The organism is Algibacter sp. L1A34 (assembly GCF_009796805.1).
Taxonomy (GTDB): Bacteria; Bacteroidota; Bacteroidia; order Flavobacteriales; family Flavobacteriaceae; genus Algibacter.
Map to the genome: position 1 here is coordinate 3,421,702 of NZ_CP047029.1, position 23,192 is coordinate 3,444,893.

The 23,192-nt window shown below is 31.5% G+C and carries 21 protein-coding genes; 13 read left to right on the forward strand and 8 right to left on the reverse strand.

What is annotated here, in order from left to right:
• Positions 1 to 4 precede the first annotated feature (4 nt).
• The 4 genes from GQR97_RS14465 to GQR97_RS14480 form a co-directional block, all read right to left on the reverse strand.
• Positions 5 to 880, reverse strand: a complete 876-nt coding sequence (locus tag GQR97_RS14465; RefSeq protein WP_158849627.1) for a nucleoside phosphorylase — start codon at positions 878 to 880, stop codon at positions 5 to 7.
• Positions 881 to 1,813, reverse strand: coding sequence for a DUF1835 domain-containing protein (locus GQR97_RS14470; RefSeq protein ID WP_158849629.1), 933 nt, complete (start codon positions 1,811 to 1,813; stop codon positions 881 to 883). It abuts the gene before it with no gap.
• Positions 1,814 to 1,816: 3 nt separating this feature from the next.
• The gene (locus GQR97_RS14475; RefSeq protein ID WP_158849631.1) at positions 1,817 to 2,146 is read right to left on the reverse strand and encodes a translation initiation factor; all 330 of its coding nucleotides are present in this window, start codon (positions 2,144 to 2,146) and stop codon (positions 1,817 to 1,819) included.
• A gap of 70 nt (positions 2,147 to 2,216) precedes the next feature.
• Positions 2,217 to 3,167, reverse strand: a complete 951-nt coding sequence (locus GQR97_RS14480; RefSeq protein ID WP_158849633.1) for an isopenicillin N synthase family dioxygenase — start codon at positions 3,165 to 3,167, stop codon at positions 2,217 to 2,219.
• A 123-nt stretch (positions 3,168 to 3,290) separates the two neighbouring features.
• On the opposite strand from GQR97_RS14480, the gene GQR97_RS14485 reads away from it, so the two are divergent.
• Positions 3,291 to 5,282, forward strand: coding sequence for a thiamine pyrophosphate-dependent enzyme (locus GQR97_RS14485; protein WP_158849635.1), 1,992 nt, complete (start codon positions 3,291 to 3,293; stop codon positions 5,280 to 5,282).
• A gap of 61 nt (positions 5,283 to 5,343) precedes the next feature.
• Here the strand turns inward: GQR97_RS14485 and GQR97_RS14490 are convergent, their stop codons facing one another.
• The gene (locus GQR97_RS14490) at positions 5,344 to 5,898 is read right to left on the reverse strand and encodes an ExbD/TolR family protein (protein WP_158849637.1); all 555 of its coding nucleotides are present in this window, start codon (positions 5,896 to 5,898) and stop codon (positions 5,344 to 5,346) included.
• A 556-nt stretch (positions 5,899 to 6,454) separates the two neighbouring features.
• On the opposite strand from GQR97_RS14490, the gene GQR97_RS14495 reads away from it, so the two are divergent.
• Together GQR97_RS14495 and GQR97_RS14500 are read left to right on the forward strand one after the other, a co-directional pair.
• On the forward strand, positions 6,455 to 8,809 hold the full coding sequence (locus GQR97_RS14495; protein WP_158849639.1) for a hypothetical protein: 2,355 nt from the start codon (positions 6,455 to 6,457) through the stop codon (positions 8,807 to 8,809).
• A gap of 365 nt (positions 8,810 to 9,174) precedes the next feature.
• On the forward strand, positions 9,175 to 9,852 hold the full coding sequence (locus GQR97_RS14500) for a hypothetical protein (protein ID WP_158849641.1): 678 nt from the start codon (positions 9,175 to 9,177) through the stop codon (positions 9,850 to 9,852).
• 51 nt (positions 9,853 to 9,903) lie between these two features.
• Here GQR97_RS14500 and mgrA read toward each other — a convergent pair whose 3' ends face one another.
• Positions 9,904 to 10,917 carry an L-glyceraldehyde 3-phosphate reductase gene (gene mgrA / locus GQR97_RS14505; RefSeq protein WP_158849643.1) on the reverse strand — a complete coding sequence of 338 codons (1,014 nt, stop codon included), beginning with the start codon at positions 10,915 to 10,917 and terminating at the stop codon, positions 9,904 to 9,906.
• A gap of 151 nt (positions 10,918 to 11,068) precedes the next feature.
• On the opposite strand from mgrA, the gene GQR97_RS14510 reads away from it, so the two are divergent.
• The 6 genes from GQR97_RS14510 (at position 11,069) to GQR97_RS14535 (ending at position 17,476) form a co-directional block, all read left to right on the forward strand.
• Positions 11,069 to 12,622 (forward strand): DEAD/DEAH box helicase, encoded by a 1,554-nt coding sequence (locus GQR97_RS14510; protein WP_158849646.1) that lies wholly within the window; start codon positions 11,069 to 11,071, stop codon positions 12,620 to 12,622.
• Between the two features lie 109 nt (positions 12,623 to 12,731).
• Positions 12,732 to 13,838 carry an MBL fold metallo-hydrolase gene (locus GQR97_RS14515; RefSeq protein WP_158849648.1) on the forward strand — a complete coding sequence of 369 codons (1,107 nt, stop codon included), beginning with the start codon at positions 12,732 to 12,734 and terminating at the stop codon, positions 13,836 to 13,838.
• Positions 13,839 to 14,046: 208 nt separating this feature from the next.
• Entirely contained in the window at positions 14,047 to 14,499 is a 453-nt protein-coding gene (locus tag GQR97_RS14520) for a cold-shock protein (protein WP_158849650.1), read from the forward strand.
• Positions 14,500 to 14,615: 116 nt separating this feature from the next.
• Positions 14,616 to 15,530, forward strand: a complete 915-nt coding sequence (locus GQR97_RS14525; RefSeq protein ID WP_158849652.1) for an EamA family transporter — start codon at positions 14,616 to 14,618, stop codon at positions 15,528 to 15,530.
• A 16-nt stretch (positions 15,531 to 15,546) separates the two neighbouring features.
• Positions 15,547 to 16,365 carry a DMT family transporter gene (locus GQR97_RS14530; protein ID WP_158851841.1) on the forward strand — a complete coding sequence of 273 codons (819 nt, stop codon included), beginning with the start codon at positions 15,547 to 15,549 and terminating at the stop codon, positions 16,363 to 16,365.
• Between the two features lie 64 nt (positions 16,366 to 16,429).
• The gene (locus GQR97_RS14535) at positions 16,430 to 17,476 is read left to right on the forward strand and encodes a glycosyltransferase family 9 protein (protein ID WP_158849654.1); all 1,047 of its coding nucleotides are present in this window, start codon (positions 16,430 to 16,432) and stop codon (positions 17,474 to 17,476) included.
• Between the two features lie 2 nt (positions 17,477 to 17,478).
• Here the strand turns inward: GQR97_RS14535 and GQR97_RS14540 are convergent, their stop codons facing one another.
• Positions 17,479 to 18,243: a M15 family metallopeptidase gene (locus GQR97_RS14540; protein ID WP_158849656.1), complete on the reverse strand. Its 765-nt coding sequence runs from the start codon at positions 18,241 to 18,243 to the stop codon at positions 17,479 to 17,481.
• An 11-nt stretch (positions 18,244 to 18,254) separates the two neighbouring features.
• A complete protein-coding gene (locus GQR97_RS14545; RefSeq protein WP_158849658.1) occupies positions 18,255 to 20,639 on the reverse strand; it encodes an outer membrane beta-barrel family protein in 2,385 nt (794 codons plus the stop codon).
• Positions 20,640 to 20,804: 165 nt separating this feature from the next.
• On the opposite strand from GQR97_RS14545, the gene GQR97_RS14550 reads away from it, so the two are divergent.
• The 4 genes from GQR97_RS14550 (at position 20,805) to GQR97_RS14565 (ending at position 23,174) form a co-directional block, all read left to right on the forward strand.
• Entirely contained in the window at positions 20,805 to 21,725 is a 921-nt protein-coding gene (locus tag GQR97_RS14550; RefSeq protein ID WP_158849660.1) for a YHYH protein, read from the forward strand.
• Positions 21,726 to 21,932: 207 nt separating this feature from the next.
• Positions 21,933 to 22,364 (forward strand): RrF2 family transcriptional regulator, encoded by a 432-nt coding sequence (locus GQR97_RS14555; RefSeq protein ID WP_158849662.1) that lies wholly within the window; start codon positions 21,933 to 21,935, stop codon positions 22,362 to 22,364.
• A 41-nt stretch (positions 22,365 to 22,405) separates the two neighbouring features.
• A complete protein-coding gene (locus GQR97_RS14560; protein WP_158849664.1) occupies positions 22,406 to 22,879 on the forward strand; it encodes a hypothetical protein in 474 nt (157 codons plus the stop codon).
• Positions 22,863 to 23,174 carry a hypothetical protein gene (locus GQR97_RS14565; protein WP_158849666.1) on the forward strand — a complete coding sequence of 104 codons (312 nt, stop codon included), beginning with the start codon at positions 22,863 to 22,865 and terminating at the stop codon, positions 23,172 to 23,174. Before GQR97_RS14560 ends, GQR97_RS14565 begins: the two co-directional genes overlap by 17 nt.
• The last annotated feature ends 18 nt before the right edge of the window (positions 23,175 to 23,192 follow it).

Consider the following 23,192-nt stretch of genomic DNA (forward strand, 5'->3'; position numbering starts at 1 on the left):
ATTACTATTCAACAATCTTATTAAGTGAAAATTGAATTAAATTGTTAATTACTTGTTTAGGATCTTTACTGAAAGTACCATTTGCACGATTGGCAATAATGGCGTTTAGTGAAACCGCACGATGGCCTAATAGTTTAGATAAACCATATATAGCCGATGTTTCCATTTCTAGATTTGTAAAACGGTAATCTTTAAATTTGAAAGAATCTATTTTTTTGTTTAAGCCTGAGTCTTGAAGCTCTAAACGAAGTACGCGACCCTGTGGACCATAAAAACCGTTTGCCGTAACTGTTATGCCTTTAAAAACTTTTTGATTTGCATCTTGAAATTTCTCTGCTAAACTATTACTATTTTCTACAATAATTGGTCTTGCTTTATTCTTACTCCAATCACTTTGCTCAATAAAAGCATCTTCAATTTCCGGATGCGAAATACTTTCTGTTTTATATGAATGCAGCGTGCCATTAATATCCAAACCATGAGAACTCAACACAATTGAATCTACAGGAATATCGCTTTGTAAAGATCCAGAAGTACCAACCCTTATAATATCAAGACTTACTAGTTCTTTATTAACTTCTCTGGTTTCAAGATTTATGTTTACAAGAGCATCCAATTCATTTAGAACAATATCTATATTATCAGGACCAATTCCTGTTGAAATTACTGATAAACGTTTGCCTTTATAAAGACCTGTTTGGGTTTTAAACTCACGCTTATGCGTTGTAAATTCTATAGAATCGAAGTGTTGTGTTATTTTAGAAACACGATCGGGATCACCAACAAGTATAATAGTTCTTGCTATGTTTTCTGGTTTCAGATTTAGATGATAAACGCTACCATCAGGATTTAATATAAGTTCAGATTCTTTAATTGGCATCTATACGGTTTTTATTAGTTTGTTTAATTTTTTATCAAACTCAAAATCATGCTTTTTAATACCACCATAAATCATTTGATTATTTAGTTCGGCAGAAAAATTATGTTTGCCCAAAAGCGCTTCATGACCTTTTGTATTTAATGTAAGACTATTTTCTTCTTCCGTAAAGAAAATATTTAATTTTTCTATAATCCTGGTTAGTTGAAGTTCTGCATATCCATAATATCCTTGATAGTTTAAGGCATAACCTAATAAATGATGTTTGGATTTTATGGTGTTATTATTTACAATTAATAATATATTGCGCTCTAAAATATTAAGGCCATCTACGGAATCAGGAAAGCGCTCTAAATGCGCTTTTAAACAATTACTTAAATAGGCGAAATTAGAGGGTTTTACTATATAAGGTTTTAATAAATTATGATCTTTACCACAATAAATTCCCCAAACGCTAGTAACAAAATCGATGTCCTCAGGTTTTAAAAGCACTTTGTTTTCATAATGACTTAAAAACTGTTCTTTACTTATCTCTGCTAAGTTTTGTAGATTTTTACTGCCTTTAATACGTCCGCTACAAACTAAATATATGGGGAGTTTAATTTTTTCTTGATGTAAAAGATTAATTGCAGTTATCATGTTAATATGGCAAAATAGATCGTACCCAAACCATAAAACAATATGGGAATACTTGTCATTGGCATCATTAAGCTTTTTTATTTCAGTATTAACCTTCTTTAAGTCTAAATCAATATCGTAAAAATCGTTAAAAAATTTAGATCTTAGATCTATAAATTCTTGATTTCTTATTTGCTCTACAGTTGGCCCTTCGCAAAACATTTCTTGTAATGTAAAACGTTCACCCTCTATTTTTAATTCATTTAACCTAGAAGTTACTCGACCTCCATTGGTGATATGTAATATTTTTTTGCTCATAAGTTATCCTCCAACGCGTTTTACATTAAATCCTTTTTCTTTTAACATAGCCATAATTTTATCTCTGTAATCGCCTTGAATAATTATTTTATCGTCCTTAAAACTTCCACCAACACTAAGTTTTGTTTTAATTTCTTTAGCTAAAATTTTAAAATCTTCTGTAGCTCCAGTATAGCCTTCTAAAATGGTTATTGGCTTACCTTTTCGCTTTTCGTATTTGCAAAGAATAGGATCATCTTGCATCCAAATATCAGAAGTTTTCTGCTCACTTTCGGGAGTTTCTTCTTCAATATGTTCTGGAAAGAGGTTTTTTAATTGGTCTTGTAAATCCATATTTTATTTTTGGGTGGCAGTATAAGTCGCATTCATTTGTTTTTCAACTAAAAACTACAACTAAGGTCTTTTACTTTTTCTTCAGTCCTAATTCAATTAAGCGTTCGTTTAAAAATTCTCCGGCTGTAATATCATCAAATTGTTTAGGATTGTTTTTATCTATGCAACCTTCTAAAACATCTAATTTCATGGCACTTACAGGGTGCATAAAAAACGGAATAGAATAACGTGATGTACCCCAAAGTTCTTTTGGAGGGTTTACAACACGGTGTATTGTTGATTTTAATTTATTATTTGTGTGTCGCGATAGCATATCACCAACATTAATCATTAATTCATCATCTTCTGCAATGGCATCAATCCATTCACCTTCGTGATTTTGTACTTGTAAACCGCGACCTTGTGCTCCCATTAACAGTGTGATTAAATTAATGTCACCATGTGCAGCGGCACGAACAGCTTCTTTAGGCTCTTCATTAATTGGAGGATAATGTATTGGGCGTAAAATAGAATTTCCGTTGTGTATATAATCATCAAAATAAGTCTCTTCTAGGTTAAGGTGTAAAGCTAATGCACGTAGCACATATTTAGCCGTTTTCTCTAACATTCTATAGGTTTCTTCGCCTATCTTATTAAAATTAGGCAGCTCTTTAACGGTAACGTTTTCTGGATATTCAGCTTTGAGCTCGTCATTATCATCTACATATTGTCCAAAATGCCAAAATTCTTTTAAATCACCTTCTTTTTTACCTTTAGCACTTTCTTTTCCAAAAGAAACATAACCACGTTGACCACCAATTCCAGGGATTTCGTATTTCCGTTTAGTTTCAGTTGGTAACTCAAAAAAGTTCTTTACTTCTTGATATAAATTTTCGACTAGAGCATCATTTAGAAAGTGACCTTTCAATGCTACAAATCCAATCTCTTCATATGCTTTACCAATGGCATCAACAAATTGTTGTTTTTTGGTGCTATCGCCCGAAGTAAAATCTTTTAAATTAACGCTAGGTATAATATTCATTATTAAGTAATTTTAATCTATGTAATACAAATGTACAAAAACATTGGGGAGTTTTGTAATCTCTATTTCATATTCATAATTTGGCTAATTAGACTATATTTGATAGACTAAACGGATTCTTTTATGACTTCTAGCCACATCAATTATCAAGAACACAATCTGGATCATTCTCTTTTGCTAGCATTATATAAAAACATGCTGAAAACTAGACTTATAGAAGAGAAGATGCTCGTTTTATTACGCCAAGGTAAAATTAGTAAATGGTTTTCGGGTATTGGCCAAGAAGCCATATCGGTAGGTGTAACAATGGCATTAAAGCCAAATGAATATATACTACCAATGCACCGAAACTTAGGGGTTTTTACTACGAGGAATATTCCGTTAAGGCGTTTATTTGCGCAATGGCAAGGCAAATTATCTGGTTTTACTAAAGGTCGAGACCGCTCTTTTCATTTTGGCACACAGGAGTATAAAATAATTGGAATGATTTCGCATTTAGGTCCGCAATTAGGTGTTGCCGATGGTATTGCATTAGCTTCTAAACTAAAAGATAAAAAAGAAGTTACAGTTGTTTTTACTGGTGAAGGTGGTACAAGCGAAGGTGATTTTCATGAAGCTTTAAATGTGGCCTCCGTTTGGCAGTTACCCGTTTTATTTTGTGTTGAAAATAACGGGTATGGTTTATCTACGCCAACAAATGAACAATATAATTGTGTTAATATTGCCGATCGCGGACAAGGTTATGGCATAGAATCGCATATTATTGATGGGAATAATATAGTTGAAGTTTATACTAAAGTGAATGAAATTGCTGAAAGCGTTCGGAATAATCCTCGACCTATTTTAATAGAATTTAAAACCTTTAGAGTACGCGGTCATGAAGAGGCAAGTGGTACTAAATATGTTCCTAATAAACTTCTAGAATCTTGGTCGAAAAAAGACCCTATCCATAATTTTGAATCGTTTTTAAAAGAAAATAATATTTTAGATGAAGAAGAAAACAAACGATTAAAAGATGAAATTTTAAATGAAATTAATGAACATTTAGATATTGCTTTTAATGAAGATAAAATTATTCCAAGTGTAGATAATGAAATAAATGATGTTTTTCAAATAGTTAAAAATGAGTCAATTAAATCAAGTGGTAATTCAAAAGAAATTCGTTTTATCGATGCTATTTCCGATGGTTTAAAACAAAGTATGCAGCGTTATGGGGATTTGGTTATTATGGGGCAAGATATAGCAGAATACGGTGGCGCATTTAAAATAACTCAAGGTTTTATTGAAGCCTTTGGAAAAGATAGAATAAGGAATACACCCATTTGCGAATCTGCTATAATTGAAACGGCTTATGGATTATCGATTGCAGGAATTAAAAGTATTGTTGAAATGCAATTTGCAGATTTTGTGAGTTCAGGCTTTAACCCTGTGGTAAACTTATTGGCTAAATCTTACTATCGATGGAATCAAAATGCCGATGTGGTTATTAGAATGCCATGTGGCGGAGATGTTGGTGCAGGACCATTCCATTCGCAAACTAACGAGGCTTGGTTTACAAAAACTCCAGGTTTAAAAGTGGTATATCCAGCTTTTCCTTTTGATGCTAAAGGTTTATTAACTTCTGCTATTAACGATCCCAATCCGGTGCTGTTTTACGAGCATAAAGGCTTGTATAGAAGTCTTCGGCAAGAAGTTCCTGTAGATTATTATACGCTCCCATTAGGAGAAGCTGCATTAATAAAAACCGGTACCGAAATTACAATTGTTAGTTATGGAGCTGCTGTACATTGGGCTTTAGAAACTTTAAATAACAATCCCAATATTTCAGCAGATGTGATAGATTTAAGAACACTACAGCCCTTAGATTTAGAAACTATTTTTAATTCAGTAAAAAAGACAGGAAAAGTAATTATTCTTCAAGAAGACTCCTTATTTGGTGGGATTGCTAGTGATATTTCAGCAGAAATTATGGAACATTGTTTTGAGAGTTTAGATGCTCCAGTAAAACGAGTGGCTAGTATGGACACACCCATTCCATTTATAAAAGATTTAGAAGATCAATATTTGCCTAAAAATAGATTTGAAGAGGCGTTAATTACGTTATTAAATTATTAATAAAATAATATTGAGTTATTCTGTTGCCGCAAAATAACTCAATATCTAACTTGTTTTAATTCTATTTGGTTTCAGCTTCCGATAGAATAAACGGGTAAGCATTTTTTACTTTCTGTAAATCTGCTTTGGATAGATTATCAACCGACTTTTTTAGAACATTGGCAGCATAATTACTCCTTAATTCATAATAAGCTTTCGATAATTCATTTTGAACAGCCACAAATTGCTTGTAAGTAGTTTGTTTTCCGTTTTGAAGAGAAACTACGGCATCTTTCGGGTTATCAGAAGCATTTGGGAATTTATTACCGTTGCAATACAAACAAGTAGCGTCTCCATTATTATCCAAAAAGACTTTTGTAGCCTCTTTTAAATTGGCTAGAGCTACTTTTTCATTTTCAACCATAATTTCATCGTTATTATTAATAACAATGCGTAAAATGTTGCGCTCATGTTTTAAGCTTTCACAATCTCCAGTTGGGCACTCGGCTGGCAAAACGCGATTAATTCCTGCATCGGAGGAAATAGTTGCTGTTACTAAAAAGAAAATAAGTAGTAAAAATGCAATGTCGGCCATAGAACCCGCATTAACTTCTGGTACTTCTTTTGAATGTCTCATAAATGTTAAAATTTAAATGTTAATATGAAATCAAGACACACAAAAACGATACCATAAAAAGAAGATAATTGCTGAAAAACAAGATTGCACTAGTTGTTCGAATAAACAGTATGGAAGTTTAAAGTGTTTTAAATCAGATTCTAACGAGAGTTTCTTGTTGAAAATGGGCTTTTTTATCTTTAAAGTTATTTAAAAATTCATCTTTTTTAAAAGGGAACTACTGGTTACCATATTAATGTTAAAATTATTGTATTGCCTGCTGTTAATGGGGTCTTAGAGATATTATAACGCTGTTTAGTTTTACAGTAAATAGAACATAAATCAATTAAAAAAAATAATGTAATAGCGTTTCTAGACATCAATTATTATTCCCAGTATACCGTTCTTTAAATTACCGTATTAAAATAATTATTTAATCCATAATTCTATTAAAATATAATTTAACCCCTTCTCAAATGGAAAAAATTAATGGACTGAAACGATTTAAGCTTAAATGTTCTCACCTTAACTTATATTTTTTTCTAAATTTGTATAAGTAATTTCGCAAATCAATATTATGAAAAAACACTTTCTTTTACTCCTAATATTTCTTAATTTTTCTTCAACAGTTTTTTCTCAAATTAAATCTTCTGAGGATCTAATAAAAAAATATAATAAATATTTTGAATTAGAACGAGAAACAATATTTACGCACTTAAATAAGTCAATATTTTTTGAAGGTGAAGAAATTTGGTTTAAAAGTTATATTTATAATAATAATAAATATCAAACACCTTACGAAAGCACCACTAATATATATGTCAGTATTTTTAATGAAACCGGCAGTATAATAACTTCAAAACTTCTCTATGCCTCAAATGGTTATGTGAATGGAAATTTTTTAATTGACAAGAAATTCACTCCTGGGATTTATTACGTGAAGACCACCACGAATTGGATGAAAAATTTTAAAGAAGACTTGTCTCATGTTCAAATAATTGAAATTATGGGCAAAGGAGAAGAAGACACTAAAAACGTAGTAAGTGAAAATAAATATGATTTACAGTTTTTGCCCGAAGGTGGTCATATTGTTGAAAATGTAAACAATACTATTGGTTTTAAATTACTCGATGAACAGGGGAATGGTGTTGTAATTAGCGAAGGAACTGTTTTTGATAAAAACAAAAATATAATTACAACTTTTAAAAGCAATCAATTTGGGTTAGGGAAATTTGTGCTAAATGCTAAAGAAAACAATAATTACACTGTTAATGTTACTATGACAAACGGTAAAACCATTAGCAAACCAGTTGGATTGATTGAGAAAAAAGGTATCTCTTTTAAAGTTGCGGTTACCAATGGTAACAATGTAATTATTGCTTTGGAAACCAACCCATTTACTATTAATGATTTAATAGGTAAACCTTACTATTTATTGATACATAGAGACAGCCAGATCATAAAATTAAAAATTGATTTTGAAGAAGGTAAACTAAACTATTTTCTAAATGTAAAAAAGCCAGAATTGTTACCAGGTATAAATATACTCACTTTAGTTAATGAAAATTATAAACCTATAGCAGAAAGATTAATATTTAATAATTTAAAAACTCCAATTAAAGACATTGAAGTTGCAAGTGTAGTAACACAAAAAGATTCGAGCACGGTAAAACTTAAAACAAATATTAAAACAGAAATTAATCCGAGCTTTAGTGTATCAGTTTTGCCAGCGTCTAATGAATCCTACAAGAATCAGTCTACGATAATGGTATCATTTTTATTAGCTCCATATATTAAAGGCCATATAGAAAAGCCGTATTATTATTTCAGTGATATTGATCACAAGACGCTATATGATTTAGATTTGTTATTATTAAACCAAGGATGGAGTAGGTATAATTGGGATAATATCTTTAAAGATCAGCCAAGAGCTAATTATGCATTTGAAACAGGATTTCAAATAAAGGGAAGTCTTAATAATTACAAACAAAAAACAGGAGATTTGATGGTGTTGTCTTCTTCGGCAAATCAAATTCATGAATCAGCCGTTATTGAAAATTCAACTTTTAGTTTTGAAAATTTATTTTTAGCGGATGATACAAGTGTTAATTTTAGTTTAAAAAATAAAAACGGGAAATTAACAAAACCATTTTTATACGTTAATATATTTCCAAAAGGTATTAAAGATAACTTAGAAGATTTAAGTACTTATCCCAAAAATAAATTACGCAATCAACAAACGGAAAAAACATTTAATAATCTCATAGCGTCTACGCTTTTAGATACTGTATTATTAAAAGCTCGCGCTAAAAATAAGACACCTAAAAACAAGCCATTAATATCCATGCATGGGGCCAAATATATTAATTTAGCCGAATCTGATTTTCAAAATGAGACTTTAGCAAGTATAATTAGAAAAAATGGATTTGATGTTGTTACTACATTTGATAATGTGGTTATTCGTACCAAACGAATAGTGCCTGGGAATCCAGTACCGTCTATTTATGTGGATAACATGCCACTGTTTGATGATTTTAGAACATTAGTAGGTCTTAGAGCTTTGGATGTTGAAGATATGTATATTAGTCGCATGCCAAATCCTGGGGATTCACCAGCTGGAACCATCAAAATATTTACCAGAAACGGAGGTGGCGTGAGTACTACCGATGATGAATATCACACTATTGATAATATATTTGGATTTTCAGTTCCTAAAGAATATTATAAGCCTAATTATAAAAATACTAGCTCAGATACGTTCTTAAAATTTGGAACTATTCATTGGATACCAAATATTACACCTAATGATAAAGGAGAATTAACTTTTAAAGTTCCAAATTATGATTCAGATAGTATAAAACTTTATATTGAAGGTATGTCTGCCGAAGGTTATTTATGGTCTAAAAGAGAATCTATTAACTTAGCGAGATAGGCTTATTTTTTTCGCATCAAGTTTTTATGAAAATTATATTGAAGACAAATTATGCCCATAAAATGTATTATACAGATGTAGTTGTTTTATATAATTTATTCTTACAAAGAATATTATAAGCCGTTTAGCATTCTCATAAATTCAATTTTCCTTATTAGAAGAAGTGTTCATTTAAATGAAATATAATAATTTGTCACTAATAATCATGTGATTATAAACGTTGATATATTTTAGGAACGGTTATTGTATTAATTTTTTCCTAAATAGAAACGGGTATAATTGCGATTTAAATGATAACATTTATCTTTGAAACATAATTATAGCAAATTTGTTGCCTATTATAATTAAAAGACACCGAACAACCAATGAAGTTTTATTATTCATTTTTTATACTTTTATTTTTCACTATCTCTAGTTTTGCCCAAATAGATAGTAGAAATAAGTCTACGCCATTCCCTGTTATTGAAAGGGAAAATGATTCTTTAAAAGCGGAAATTCCAAAACCTTCAACACCTATTGAAGCAAAGAGTGATCCTTTAAGTGGTATGAATGCTCCAAGAGTTTCAATAGATTTAAGTACTCCAAAAAGACAATTATCTATGTTTCCTGAAGAAGAGTTTGGAAACCCTGGAGAATTATACGCCAAAAATCTAGACCGACAAGCTAAAGCAGTATTACCCGATGGTTATGGTGAAAATGCTGGATTAAAAGAAGATGCATTTTGGGGAGATTACCATACAAAATCTTTATCTATACAAGTTAAATATAGGGATTATAGTGCTGTTGATGGTGATTTATTGCGTGTCTATGTAAATGGAGATGTTATAAGGTCTAATGTATATTTAACCAGAGGTTTTAGTGGTTTTACGCTAAAATTATTGGAGGGCTCTAATAAAATTGATTTTTTTGCCATCAATACAGGAGCTTCTGGACCAAATACTGCTGAATATCGTATTGTAGATGATACAGGCGCTGTTATAGCTAGTAAAGTATGGGCATTAGAAAAAGGAGTGAAAGTTACTGTTGTGGTGGTTAAGGATTAGTTTCACCCAGAACAACAATAACTTTTTTATTTAAATTGTATGGTCTTCCCTTTAAGAAAGCACCTCTTCAATACGTTTTAATTCTTCCTCAGTAAATTCTAAATTATCTAAAGCCTTTACATTTTCTTTTAATTGATTTGTAGAACTCGCACCAATTAATACCGACGCCACTTGCTTTTGTCTTAAAATCCAAGCAATAGCCATTTGTGATAGTTTTTGCCCGCGAGATTCAGCAATTTCAGCAAGTTTCTTTATCTTTTCAATATTCTCGTTTACGGTTTCTGTGTTTAAATACGTTAAATCCTTTGCCGCTCTCGAATCTTTAGGAATACCATGTAGATATTTATCGGTAAGCATACCTTGTGCCAATGGTGAAAAGGTAATGCAACCCACGCCATTATCTTCTAAGGTATCTAAAAGGCCATCTTCAACCCAACGATCTAACATAGAATACCTCGCTTGGTGTAAAATAAAAGGTACATTATATTCGCGCAATAACTCAGCAGCACGTTGTGTTTCTGCTGGCTGATAATTAGAAATACCAACATATAAGGCTTTTCCTTGTCTCACAATATCGGCAAGTGCTCCCATGGTTTCCTCTAAAGGTGTATCAGGATCTGGACGATGATGATAGAAAACATCAACATAATCCAAATTCATACGTTTTAAACTTTGGTCTATACTAGAAATCAAGTATTTTCTAGAACCTAAATTCCCGTAAGGTCCAGGCCACATATCGTAACCTGCTTTGGTGGCAATAAACATTTCATCTCTATAATTTTTAAAATCATTTTTAAAGATGGTACCAAAATTTTCTTCGGCAGAACCATAAGGAGGTCCGTAGTTATTGGCTAAATCAAAATGTGTAATTCCTAAATCGAATGCACATCGTAAAACGGATCTAGCATTTTGAATATTATCAATAAAACCAAAGTTATGCCATAAACCCAATGAAATAGCAGGTAGTAAAACACCACTGTTTCCAGACCTTTTATAGGTCATGGTATCATATCGTTTGGGGTTTGCTAAATAGCTTTGATCTCCCGACTTATCGTTAATTTGCATGTTCTTTAAATTTAGATAATGTAAATGTATAAATTAGTTTTCAAATTTGCTTCAAACTGAGAAATCAAAATTCATTTTAAATTTTCACTAAGAACATACAGTAAAAACCCTTTAAAGGTGTTATTTTTGCAGCCACTTTAAAGAATATTTCATGTCCGTTTCCAAAACAGAATTAGAAGAAAGAAAAGCAGGGAAAGATTTATATAGTTACCAAAAAGGTGCTATTGACAAAATTTTTACAAGTTTTGAAGAATCTCCAGCCGATTATCATTTACTATATCAGCTTCCAACAGGAGGTGGGAAAACGGTAATATTTTCTGAAATTGTTCGACAATTTTTAAAAACGCACAAAAAGAAGGTGTTAGTAATGACGCACCGTATTGAATTGTGCCGTCAGACATCGAATGTACTTACCGAGTTTGGTGTAAACAATAAAGTGGTTGATAGTAAAGCCGATTTGAGCGATCAAGCCGATTTTAGCTGTTTTGTGGCTATGGTTGAAACCTTAAACAACCGTTTGAACGATGACAAACTTGATATCTCGGATATTGGTTTAGTTATTATTGATGAGGCACACTATAACTCGTTTACAAAATTATTCAAATTCTTTAGCCAATCGTTTATTTTAGGAGTTACAGCAACACCTTTAAGTTCGAGTATGGAATTACCAATGACCGATAATTACGATGAGTTAATTGTTGGAGAAAGTATTGAATCTCTTATAGAAAATGGCTTTTTGGCTCGTGCCGATATGTTTTCATATAATGTAGGTTTAACGTCTTTAGTTGTTGGTGCCAATGGTGATTATACAGTAAAATCTTCTGAAGATTTATATACGGCAACCGATATGCTTTCTAAGTTAGTACAAGCTTATGAAGAACGTTGCAAAGGTAAAAAAACATTGATTTTTAATAATGGTATTAATACGTCTTTGCACGTTTACGATTCCTTTAGGCGCGCTGGTTACCCTGTAGCTCACTTAGATAATACGAACTCCAAAAAGGAGCGTTCTATGATCTTGAAATGGTTTAAGAAAACGCCTGGAGCAATTTTAACTTCGGTTAGTATTTTAACCACTGGTTTTGATGAGCCTACAGTAGAAAGTATTATTTTAAACCGTGCAACAAAATCGTTAACACTTTATTACCAAATGATTGGTCGTGGTTCTCGTATTCTGAAAGATAAGAAGAGCTTTGCTGTTATTGATTTAGGTAATAACTTCCATCGATTTGGCCCTTGGGGAGAAGATTTAGATTGGCAACGTATTTTCCGTTCACCAAACTATTATTTAGATGCTATTTTAAGTGATGATGAATTAGAAAGCAATTTTAGATATGAAATGCCGGATGCTTTACGCGCCGAATTTGCTAAATCTAAAGATGTGTATTTCGATATTCAAAAAACGTATGTAAGCTCTATTAGAAATGGCGAATCTTCAAAAGTAGTTTTAGAACGTTCTATCGAACATCATGCTAAAATTTGTATAGAAAATAGTGAAGATGTTTATGATGCTTTAGGCTTGGCTAAAATGTTGGGAGACGATATAGACTTCCGTATACAGCGTTACACTAAATGTATTAGTAAAAGTACATTTAACTTTGTAGAATGGTTGAAAGGGGATTATCGTAAAAAGTTGAACTCCTATTTACGTACTAATTTTGATGAAGTTTTCGAACAAATTCATGGATTTCCACCAGAGGAATAAACCAATCTAGTTTAATTAATTTTTAGCTTAGTTTAATAAGTACATTATTTATTTTTATTCAGAATTTTAAACCTTTTGTAAAATTGAAGGTCTTAATAGAAAATATTTAATGATGACGAAGTATATAGCTGCTTTAATTTTCTGTTTAAGTTTTCAATTATTTTCATATTCTCAAAACCAATTAACGGCAACGATTATTGGTTCTGGATCGCCAAAATATAATATCGAGCGGGCAGGACCTTCTGTGTTAATTTCATATAAAAACACCAATATATTGGTTGATATGGGGAATGGAGCACAAGCTAATTTGGAAAAATTACACATTAAAACCAAGGACCTCAATGCGTTACTTTTTACGCACCATCATTTAGATCATAATGAGGAATTTACTCCAATTTTTATAAAAACTTTATTAAGCGGAAATGATTTTGAAGTTATCGGGCCAAAACCGACTAACGATTTAGTTAATAGTATTTTAAAAAACTACGAAGAGGACATTGCTTATCGTCTTTCTAAAAAACAACGCACTTTTAATGATGTTGCTTCTAATTTTTCCGTTAAGGAATTAAAAGGAGGGGAAACGTTTTCTATTGGAGAAATAAGTATCTCTTGCACACCTGTAAAACATACTATTTCCACTATGGCGTATCGGTTTGATGCCGGAGGAACATCTATTGTTATTTCGGGAGATTTATCATATTCCGAAAGTTTACCAATTCTAGCCAAACAAGCCGATTATTTAATTATAGATTCGGGAGGAAGTCTTGAGCTTGGAAAGACAAATACAAAAAAAGGAAATGGTAAAGCTCGTAGTAATAAAGAGCATGCACATGTTAATTTAGATGAAAGTTCTCGCATGGCAAACGAGGCTAAAGTTAAAAACCTAGTGCTTACACATTTTACTTTTACTAATATTGATGAAGCGGCAACTAGTGCGGAATTAAATAAAAACTATACTGGAACTATTTTTTATGCTGAAGATTTAATGAGCTTTCCAAAATTGGAAGGTAATATAGAACCATCTAAACAATCGAGAAATAATAATAAAACCAATCAATCTCCTAATTTTAGGAATATGTTGAATAGAATGGATGCCGATAAAGATGGCAAAATTTCTAAAACAGAAGCAAAAGGTAAATTAAAAGAGAATTTTACCAAACGAGATAGTAACAATGATGGGTTTATAACAGAAAATGAGTTAGGAAGTGGTAGATAAAGATGTTAATTATTTGTACTTCTTAAATGGTAACCTAATTATAAAGACTGAGACTTGTGAGAACCACAGAAAGATTGAATAAATACAATGGTTTTAAAATATTTTTGTCTCGCTTAATTTTTAATATACTGAATATTATTACATCATAAAAATAAGCCGTATCTTTATCCCTTATTAATTTACAAAAAAAAGTAGGATATTTTAAACTATGGCAAAATCGCAAGTCACATTTAACAAAATTGAAAAAGAAAAAAAACGCTTAAAGAAAAGAGAGGAAAAGCAAAAGAAAAAGGACGCTCGTAAGGCTGAGGCTAAAGAAAACCCTCAAGGCATCCAGTTTGCTTATGTTGATTTTAACGGAAATTTAACCGATACGCCGCCAGACCCGGCTATGCGTGAAAAAGTTGAAGCCGAAAGTATTGAATTGGGAATCCCTAAAAAGGAAGACCGTATTGAAGAAGAACCAGTAATTAAGGAAGGTAAAGTATCATTTTTTGATCATTCTAAAGGTTTTGGTTTTATTATCGATAGCGTGAATCAAGAAAAATATTTTGTTCATGTTAGCGGTTTATTAGACGATATTGAAGAAAACGACAAAGTAACTTATGATCTTGAACGTGGTCAAAAAGGTATGAATGCCGTTCGAGTAAAGAAAATATAATTTTATTCGTTAGCCAGTTCTTTTTAAAGAGCTAAGCACGTTTTATTTAAAGTAAATTTTAAAATAATCCTCAACAGTTAAACTGTGAGGATTATTTCTTTTTAAAAAGGTTTTTAATGGCTGTTTCACGTAAATCGATTACTATTTTATTGGCATTTTTTGCTATTTATGTTATTTGGGGATCCACATATTTACTTAATAAAATAGCGGTAACAGAATTGCCGCCATTTATGTTAGGCTCCATGCGTTTTATAACGGCTAGTATTCTTATTTTTATAATTGCTAAAATTTTAAAACTAGATCTCTCCATCACCAGAACGCAACTAAAAAATGCTATTATTGCAGGTTTTTTATTTTTGGCTTTTGGCAACGGCGTTGTAGTTTGGGCGCTCAAGTTTGTAGATAGTGGTTTTACTGCTTTAGAAGTTTCTGCTCAACCTCTTGTTGTACTTATATTAATGCGCATTTTACAAGGCAAAAAGATATCTGCCATGTCTTACATTGGTGTGGCACTTGGCTTTATCGGTATATTTCTATTAGTGAGCCAGAAGCAAATAATTAGCAAAGACGGACAAATTTTAGGAATGATCATGATTTTTGTATGTATGATTAGTTGGGCTTATGCCAGTATATTTGTAGGTAAAGCAAACCTTCCTAAAAACTTTTTTGTGAACACAGGCTACCAAATGCTTTCTGGTGGCGTAATGTTAGCCATAGCAAGTGTATGTTTTGGGGAAGAGTGGACATCGCCAACAACTTGGAGTACGCCAGTACTTTGGTCTATGCTTATGCTTATTATTTTTGGTAGTATTATCGCTTTTACAGCGTTTAATTATTTACTAAAAGAAGTTTCACCAGAAAAAGTATCGACGTCAACCTATGTAAACCCGGTGATTGCCTTGTTTTTAGGTTGGTTTGTTTTAGACGAAAATTTAACAACACAATCAATTATTGCTGCCGTTATACTATTAACTGGTGTCTATTTTATAAATTCGAAACGTAAATTTAAACCCCGATCTCTTGGACGTTAAAAAAGCTTTACAATTCATGCTTATTAGTACATTAGCCTTTGCTTGCATGAATACAACGGTAAAATATTTAAGTGGCTTTAGTGCCTTTCAAATTGTTCTGTTTCGTTCTATAGGCTCTTTGTTTTTTACATTTGGTTTCTTAATAAAAAACAAGATTTCATTTGTAGGGAATAACAAGAAATTATTAATTCTTCGTGGGTTAGTTGGAGTTACTTCTATGAGTTTGTTCTTTATGTCTACCAAATATTTACCTATTGGAAGTGCGGTATCTTTACGTTATTTGGCTCCTGTTTTTGCAGCTATTTTTGCCGTTATAATATTGAAGGAAAAAATTAAAGCAGTGCAATGGTTATTTTTTGCATTGGCCTTTGCGGGCGTTTTAGTCTTAAAAGGATTTGATAAAGAGGTTAGTGGCTATGGCTTACTACTCGTATTTGTTTCTGCTGTATTTAGTGGTCTTGTTTACATTATATTGAGTAAAATAGGAAAAAGTGAACACCCAGTAGTTGTTGTTAATTATTTTATGATAATATCTACAATTGTTGGCTTAGTTGGCTCTATTAATAATTGGGTTATACCCGTTGGTAAAGAATGGTTTTTACTTTGCATATTAGGAGTGTTTGGCTATTTCGGACAGGTTTACATGACCAAGGCTTTTCAAATGGCATCTACAAGTCAAGTAGCACCATTAAAATATATTGAAGTTGTTTTTACACTGCTTTTTGGAACTTTTATTTTTGGAGAAGTTTATACATTTTGGAGTTTACTTGGTATTGCTTTAATAATTGGAGGTCTTGTTTTAAATATTTTGTACAAAGAAAAATATAAGTCTTAATAGTTTTTTGCCAAGCTGTTTCCTTATTTGTAATTTCGCAATATTATTCTAGATAATTTAATAGATGACTTTTAAAAAACGTGTTAATAATATAAGAAGAAATATAATGCGCGGCATTACTAAAAATGTGGGCAGTTCTTATAACGAGCCAGAAAAAGGCTCTATTAAAATTGAAGATGTTAAACGTGTTTTAATTATTCGTCCTAATCATAGATTAGGAAACCAATTGTTACTTACACCACTAGTTCAAGAAGTTATTAATACCTTTCCTAATTGCGAAATCGATTTGTTTGTAAAAGGAGGTGTAGCATATCCAGTGTTTGAAAATTACAATGAGGTTTCTAAAATTATCCAACTGCCTAGAAAACCATTTAGCAATATATATAAATATGCCAAAAGCTGGATTTCTGTTAAATCGAAATCTTACGATATGGTTATTAACGGTGATAAAAACTCATCTTCTGGGCGTTTACTTACCAATTTAGCAAAAGCTAAAGTCAAAATTTTTGGAGATGTAAATGAAAGTATTCAGAATGAATATAGCGATCATAGGCATATCTCTAAATATCCCATTTATAATTTAAGATATGATTTAGAACGGTTAGGTTTTAAAAAAAATATGAGTCCGTTACCTGTTTTGGATATAAAGTTGGATGTATCCGAAATAGCAAAAGGAAAAGCCATCCTAGATGATATTATTAAAAATGATAAAAAAACCATTTGTATTTATACCAATGCAACAGGAAATAAATGTTATTCGGAGACTTGGTGGGAAACTTTTTATGAACGTCTAAAAGCGGAATATCCTGATTTTAATATTATCGAAATGCTACCTATTGAAAACATTTCTAAAATCAACTTTAAATCTCCGAATTTCTATAGTAAAGATATTCGAGAAATGGCGGGAATTATAAAAAACACAAGCATATTCATAGCAGCCGATAATGGTGTAATGCATTTGGCAAGTGCTAGTTTAACACCTTGCGTTGGCTTCTTTTCTGTTACTAATGAAAATATTTATGCACCTTACGGAAACGGAAGTGTGGCACTTAATACTAACCATACTGATATTGAGGATTGGATAAAATCTATCGATGGTATATTAAGATAGAATTACTTTTTAGATATTCCGTTAACATAGTTTTTTATAATATCAACCTCTTTTGCTTGTTCTGATCCCTCAAAGCCAGTAATATCAGTATAGCTAATATTGTTATTGTAAAATTCTAAATATGTTTCAGCTAATGGCATAAACGACCAATGCCATTTTTCCATATTATAACCAGTTCTTCCACCTGTTTTATCTGTGTAAACCTGACTAAAACCATAAGTTTTGGCATGTTTTTCTAACCAGTTATAAATTTTTAAACCTTTACCTTTTTCAAAATAACTATTGTTTAGATTATTTAAATCCATATCGGTTCCCCAATGGTGACGTGAAGAAGTAGGCATTGAGCTGTATTCTAAAATTTTTAAGGCACGCGTTTTAGGTTTTAAACTGGCATATTTTTTCCATTTACGTTCCCAAATACTTTTTTGCTCGTAAAAATTTCGTGTTCCTGAGATAATTATTAAATCGATGCTATCTGCTTTCGCATGGTTATACATCTTTATAAAAGCTTCATAACATTTTTTGTTCAAATAGATGGTTTTGGATGAATGGGATACGCTTACCTTTTCAAATGCATGATGCGTTCGGTAATCGAACTTACCCAAAACAAATTCTTTGGTAATCATTGTATCTATGGTTTTCTTAGGTATTTCTATCGGAATAGTTTCAACTATCAAATTCTCTACAATTTGTTTTGGTTTTTCGTTTTTACACGAATTCAATACAGTTAATATTACGACAAAAATGTATAATAATGGTTTCTTCATATTAAAAATAATTAACGATGGCGTCTGCCAGAAAATTCCATGGCTTCACCTTTTCCAAATCCATAGCTTACACCGAAGGAAACAAAACGTCCACGTTTACGACTGTTGTATAAATAAAATTCTGGTTGTGTAGTTTCAGATTGATTTTTACGAGAAGCAAAAACATCTCGAATACTCATATTTAGTATTACTTTTCCTTTTAATATTTTTTTTCTAATACCCAAATCGGCATACAGATTATCATAGGTTTCACCTTGTAAACTTTTAAATTTAGATTGATAATCGCCAGACATTTCTAAATCAAAATCCAAAGGTAATTTAAATTTTGTTGTTAAGCTAGACGTCCATCTGTTACCCTTAAAATCGAAAGATTCATCTTCAAAAACACCATTACGATCAAAGAAATTAATATTGAATTCACCACTTAAAGAAAACCAATTTACAGGATTATATTTACCATTAAACTCAAAACCGGTAGTATTGCTTGTTCCTATATTTTCTGGTCTCGAGGTACTAATATCGTCTTCATATTCAGTAATATTTTCAATAACGTCGGTAGTGTAACGATTGTATAAACTGAAATTTAATGAGGCCTTTCCAATTTTATGAATACTTGTTAACTCGTAAGAATTGGTGTACTCTGGTTGCAAATCGGGATTCCCAGTAGATATACTATAATTATTTCTAATGTTAGAAAACGGGTTTAAGGATCGTAAATTAGGTCGGTTTATTCGCCGAGAATAACCGGCTTGTAATGAGAAATCTTCGTTAACAGTATAAGATGTATGTGCACTAGGGAAAAGGTTGGTGTAATTGTTAGAATCTTTTTGATTTGTAGTCTCCAACAAGGTTTCAGTTTTAGTGTCTTCTAATCGAACGCCTATTTTAACACCCCATTTTTCGCCTTCGTAAGCGGCAGTAGTATAAACTCCGAGTACATTTTGATCGAAATTGAAAACATTAGTTAAATCGACATTGTCTACCCAAACACCATTTTCTAAGTCACTTACTGCAAAATCGTTTGAAACTTGATTAATTACATATTGAGAACCTGTTTCTATGGTGTAATGTTTTAAGAATGGATGAACATAATCTAACTTAAAAGTATAATCTTCTAGTTTGTAATCGGTTCTTGTATTTTGTTCCGAATCGGGCAAACTTCCAATGCTCGTGGTGTTATTAAAGTTAGACGATTGGTCTTTTTTAAACGAACTTCCTAATGCACTAAAAAGTAAACTTTGATCTTTATTACGTTTAAAATCCTTTTTATATTGTAATTCGTAGCTTAGTTTTGGGTTTGTAGCTTCTGTTTTTTCATCACGCAACCAGGCATCGGTAGTTGTGTTGTTTGAAGTGTCTAAACCCGTATAATTTTGTTGCGAATTTTGATCTTCAACCTCATAAGCATAAGATCCTGTTAAGGTAATTACATTTCTATCGTTAATGTGATAATCTGTTCCGATAAGAATATTACTGAATTTCTCGTCAAACTCGCTATCTCCAAAACTATTTATTTCGGTATTATCTAATAGATCACGATTTATACTTTCGGTTTCGGTAGGGTAGGTACGTAAACCAAAACCTAATTGACTAAAAAGATTAAATTTTTCAGTTCTTCGATTCAAACTCAAACCAAAACTGTTACTATTTGGCACACCAACATTTAAAGAAGCCGAACCGTTAAGTCCTTTTTTTTCAGATTTTTTAATTACAATATTTATAATTCCCGAAGTTCCAGCAGCATCATATTTAGCTGATGGATTTGTGATAACTTCAATTTTTTCAATCATATCGGCAGTAATTGTACCTAATGCATTACCATCTGCACTAGCCAAAACTGATGGTTTTCCGTTAATCAAAATTTGCACACCCGAGTTTCCGCGTAAGCTTACTTCACCTTCAATACTAACATTTACCGATGGCACATTGTTTAAAACCTCTAACGCACCAGCACCAGTAGAGCTTAAATCCGATCCTACATTAAAAATACGTTTATCTAGTTTAAATTCGGTTTGCGATTTTTCGGCTCTAACTAAAACTTCACCTAAAGCTTCTAAATCTTCAGAAAGGGAAATGGTTTTTAAATCAATTTTATTCTTTATTATTTTAAAATCTCGAAATGTTTTAGTTGTAAATCCTAAAAAACTCACTTCAATATAAAATTTAGTAGCTTTTACATCAATTGAAAAAACACCGCTTTCATTACTTATCGTACCTGTTATTGGTTTATTTGAAGTAGAATCCAATATTGAAATCGTGGCGTATTCAATGGGCTGTTTACTTTCAGTTTCTATCACTTTTCCCGTAATTTCTATAACAGTATTTTGAGCGTTAACCAAAATACTTCCTATAAAGAATAAGAAAAGAATAATATGTTTTGGGTATTTTGAAATCATAAAATGAGTTATTTGGCTATCTTACAAAGATAAATGGCATCGATTTCTTTTTATGTTAATTTTGAAGCTTTTATTCCGAAGAAAATAGACATTTTGAAAAATAAAAAGATTGTAGCACAAGTTTTTAAGTTTTTTCTGGTCTAACTAATTAAAAATAAGAACAAAATGAATTATAAAATTATTTTAATGATTTTTATATCTGCTCTTTTTTATAGCTGTCATGCACAAAAAAGCAATATAAATAGTGAAGAGAAACCCACAGAAACAAATACCGACTATTTTGGAAACTACACGTTAAATAACAAAACGTTTGGGACAAAAACTAGTGTAGTTATAGATGGTGATTACCGTTTAATAACTACCAATGCATTACCAAATCACGAAACGGGTGAGTACCCAAGAAAAGGGAATCCAAATAAAATTTCTGCACAAAATAAAACCTACAAAATCCCTTTAAAACCTATTTTTACAGGAATAGCCAAATGGGCAAGAGAACCAGGTGTTGCCTTAAATGGTGTGAAATTTGAGCCAGAAACTGCAGAAATGGTAATTTGTGATAGCGGAGAAAACTTTAAAGTAGAAGCCGTACAAGATTTAATAGATTTAGGTTTAGATTTTAATAATGCCCATGTGCAACCTACAGGAGAATATCATTATCATGGTATTGCCGAGGGATTAGTAGAGGCTTTTGATAGCAGTGAAGATTTAGTACATCTTGGTTTTGCTAAAGATGGGTTTCCAATATATTATTCAAAAAGCGGAATATATAAACCGAGTTATCAAATTATTAATGGTACTTATTCTGCAACCGATTGTACATACTCTAATCCTAAAACAAGTATAGATGTTGAATTGGATGGTGATGAGTTTGATGGTACTTTTGTATCCGATTGGGAATTTGTTAAAGGTAAAGGAGATCTAGATGAATGTAATGGTATTTACCTAAATGGTACTTATATGTATATTATTACGGATACATATCCATATGTTGGTCGGTGTTTAATGGGTGAGTTTGAAGAAGAAAGACATCCTGGTCCACCTCCTGGACGTGAAGGAAGAGGCCAGCGGCCACCAAGAAATCGATGAGAAAATATCAAACATAAATAGAAGTAAAATTTATGATTTAAAAAAGGAATTATTTCTAAAAGAAATAGTTCCTTTTTTTTTCTTTCATATAGCGTTTAGCGTTGATTTATAGTTAATTAAGTAATTGTGTTTTTTAAATGATTTTATAGCGGATAATTTTGTCTTTTATATAAAATGATTATATTTGCCACATAAATAAATAGAAATATGTTTTCAAAATCTTGTGAATATGGACTTCGAGCGGTAATTTTTATTGCAGAGCAGAGCTCTAAAGGGGGAAAGGTTAGTATGGGGACAATTTCTAAAGAAATTAGTTCGCCACCTGCTTTTACTGCTAAAATTTTACAACAACTTACTAAAAGTAGCATTGTAAAATCTATAAAAGGACCTTATGGCGGGTTTACTATTGAAGAACCCAAAATGGAAACCAAGCTTAGTGAAGTTGTAAGTTTGTTAGATGGTGATTCGATATATAATGGGTGTGGATTAGGATTGAAACAGTGTGATGAAAACTCGCCTTGTCCGCTGCATTTCAAATTTATAGAAATTAGAGATAATCTTAAGAGCATGTTAGAAAACACGTCTCTTAGAGCATTAACTAATGATTTAAGTTTGGGTAGTTTCATTTTAAAACGATAAAATTTAATTAAATAAAAGATAAAAAGGTCTTTTAGTCTTGTATGGAAAAGCGAACAACATTTATTATTGAAATCACCTTTATATGGGTAGGGTATATATGTGCCATTAGTTTTATGGAAGCATGGCTAAAATTTAGAGCGCCCGGTATCACAATAGAATTAGGTTTAGGCATTGGGCAATTAGTGTTTAATGCGCTTAATAAGGTAGAGATTATATGTGCTGCCTTAATTATCGTAATAAGCTTAAGCTATAAAGAAAACCCAAAAAATAATTTTAAATGGCTTTTTATTATCACTGTGTTTATTGTGTTATTACAAAGCTTTTGGTTATTACCAGCTTTAGATGAACGTGCCGTTTTAGTAATGAATAACCAAAGCGTTCCAAAAAGTAGTTTGCATTTATGGTTTGTTTTATGTGAAGTTATAAAGGTGACGTGTTTAGTACTTTATGGTATTTCGAAATTTAAAATTAGTAAAACAAAATTTATAAAAAATGATTATGCTTTGTTTATATAAAGTAACCATAATCGATACTATAGGTGAAAGTCATGCCATTAATTTTAAGCGCTTTGAATACCCTAACCTCATGGAGCTAATTATCGATAATACTTATGATGATATTGGGGATTGTAAAGGACGTGCTATGTGCAAAACCTGTTTTGTAGAACCTATTGAAAATGAAATTGAAAAAGATATAAATAATATAAGTTTTATAAACACACCAGAAACTATGGACTATTTATTTGCATGCCAGATTATAGTTGATAAAAATATAAACAATCACACATTTAGAATTTTAGATAGAGATTAAAACAATATAAACTGATAA

What these genes read in the sequence shown, in the direction of transcription:
- GQR97_RS14540 (WP_158849656.1), bottom strand. Translation starts at nt 18,243, where the DNA reads ATGAAGAAACCATTATTATACATTTTTGTCGTAATATTAACTGTATTG.
- GQR97_RS14470 (WP_158849629.1), bottom strand. Translation starts at nt 1,813, where the DNA reads ATGAGCAAAAAAATATTACATATCACCAATGGAGGTCGAGTAACTTCT.
- GQR97_RS14535 (WP_158849654.1), top strand. Translation starts at nt 16,430, where the DNA reads ATGACTTTTAAAAAACGTGTTAATAATATAAGAAGAAATATAATGCGC.
- GQR97_RS14565 (WP_158849666.1), top strand. Translation starts at nt 22,863, where the DNA reads ATGCTTTGTTTATATAAAGTAACCATAATCGATACTATAGGTGAAAGT.
- GQR97_RS14530 (WP_158851841.1), top strand. Translation starts at nt 15,547, where the DNA reads ATGCTTATTAGTACATTAGCCTTTGCTTGCATGAATACAACGGTAAAA.
- GQR97_RS14555 (WP_158849662.1), top strand. Translation starts at nt 21,933, where the DNA reads ATGTTTTCAAAATCTTGTGAATATGGACTTCGAGCGGTAATTTTTATT.
- GQR97_RS14475 (WP_158849631.1), bottom strand. Translation starts at nt 2,146, where the DNA reads ATGGATTTACAAGACCAATTAAAAAACCTCTTTCCAGAACATATTGAA.
- GQR97_RS14520 (WP_158849650.1), top strand. Translation starts at nt 14,047, where the DNA reads ATGGCAAAATCGCAAGTCACATTTAACAAAATTGAAAAAGAAAAAAAA.
- GQR97_RS14525 (WP_158849652.1), top strand. Translation starts at nt 14,616, where the DNA reads ATGGCTGTTTCACGTAAATCGATTACTATTTTATTGGCATTTTTTGCT.
- GQR97_RS14485 (WP_158849635.1), top strand. Translation starts at nt 3,291, where the DNA reads ATGACTTCTAGCCACATCAATTATCAAGAACACAATCTGGATCATTCT.
- GQR97_RS14550 (WP_158849660.1), top strand. Translation starts at nt 20,805, where the DNA reads ATGAATTATAAAATTATTTTAATGATTTTTATATCTGCTCTTTTTTAT.
- GQR97_RS14465 (WP_158849627.1), bottom strand. Translation starts at nt 880, where the DNA reads ATGCCAATTAAAGAATCTGAACTTATATTAAATCCTGATGGTAGCGTT.
- GQR97_RS14480 (WP_158849633.1), bottom strand. Translation starts at nt 3,167, where the DNA reads ATGAATATTATACCTAGCGTTAATTTAAAAGATTTTACTTCGGGCGAT.
- GQR97_RS14490 (WP_158849637.1), bottom strand. Translation starts at nt 5,898, where the DNA reads ATGAGACATTCAAAAGAAGTACCAGAAGTTAATGCGGGTTCTATGGCC.
- GQR97_RS14560 (WP_158849664.1), top strand. Translation starts at nt 22,406, where the DNA reads ATGGAAAAGCGAACAACATTTATTATTGAAATCACCTTTATATGGGTA.
- mgrA (WP_158849643.1), bottom strand. Translation starts at nt 10,917, where the DNA reads ATGCAAATTAACGATAAGTCGGGAGATCAAAGCTATTTAGCAAACCCC.
- GQR97_RS14500 (WP_158849641.1), top strand. Translation starts at nt 9,175, where the DNA reads ATGAAGTTTTATTATTCATTTTTTATACTTTTATTTTTCACTATCTCT.
- GQR97_RS14510 (WP_158849646.1), top strand. Translation starts at nt 11,069, where the DNA reads ATGTCCGTTTCCAAAACAGAATTAGAAGAAAGAAAAGCAGGGAAAGAT.
- GQR97_RS14545 (WP_158849658.1), bottom strand. Translation starts at nt 20,639, where the DNA reads ATGATTTCAAAATACCCAAAACATATTATTCTTTTCTTATTCTTTATA.
- GQR97_RS14515 (WP_158849648.1), top strand. Translation starts at nt 12,732, where the DNA reads ATGATGACGAAGTATATAGCTGCTTTAATTTTCTGTTTAAGTTTTCAA.
- GQR97_RS14495 (WP_158849639.1), top strand. Translation starts at nt 6,455, where the DNA reads ATGAAAAAACACTTTCTTTTACTCCTAATATTTCTTAATTTTTCTTCA.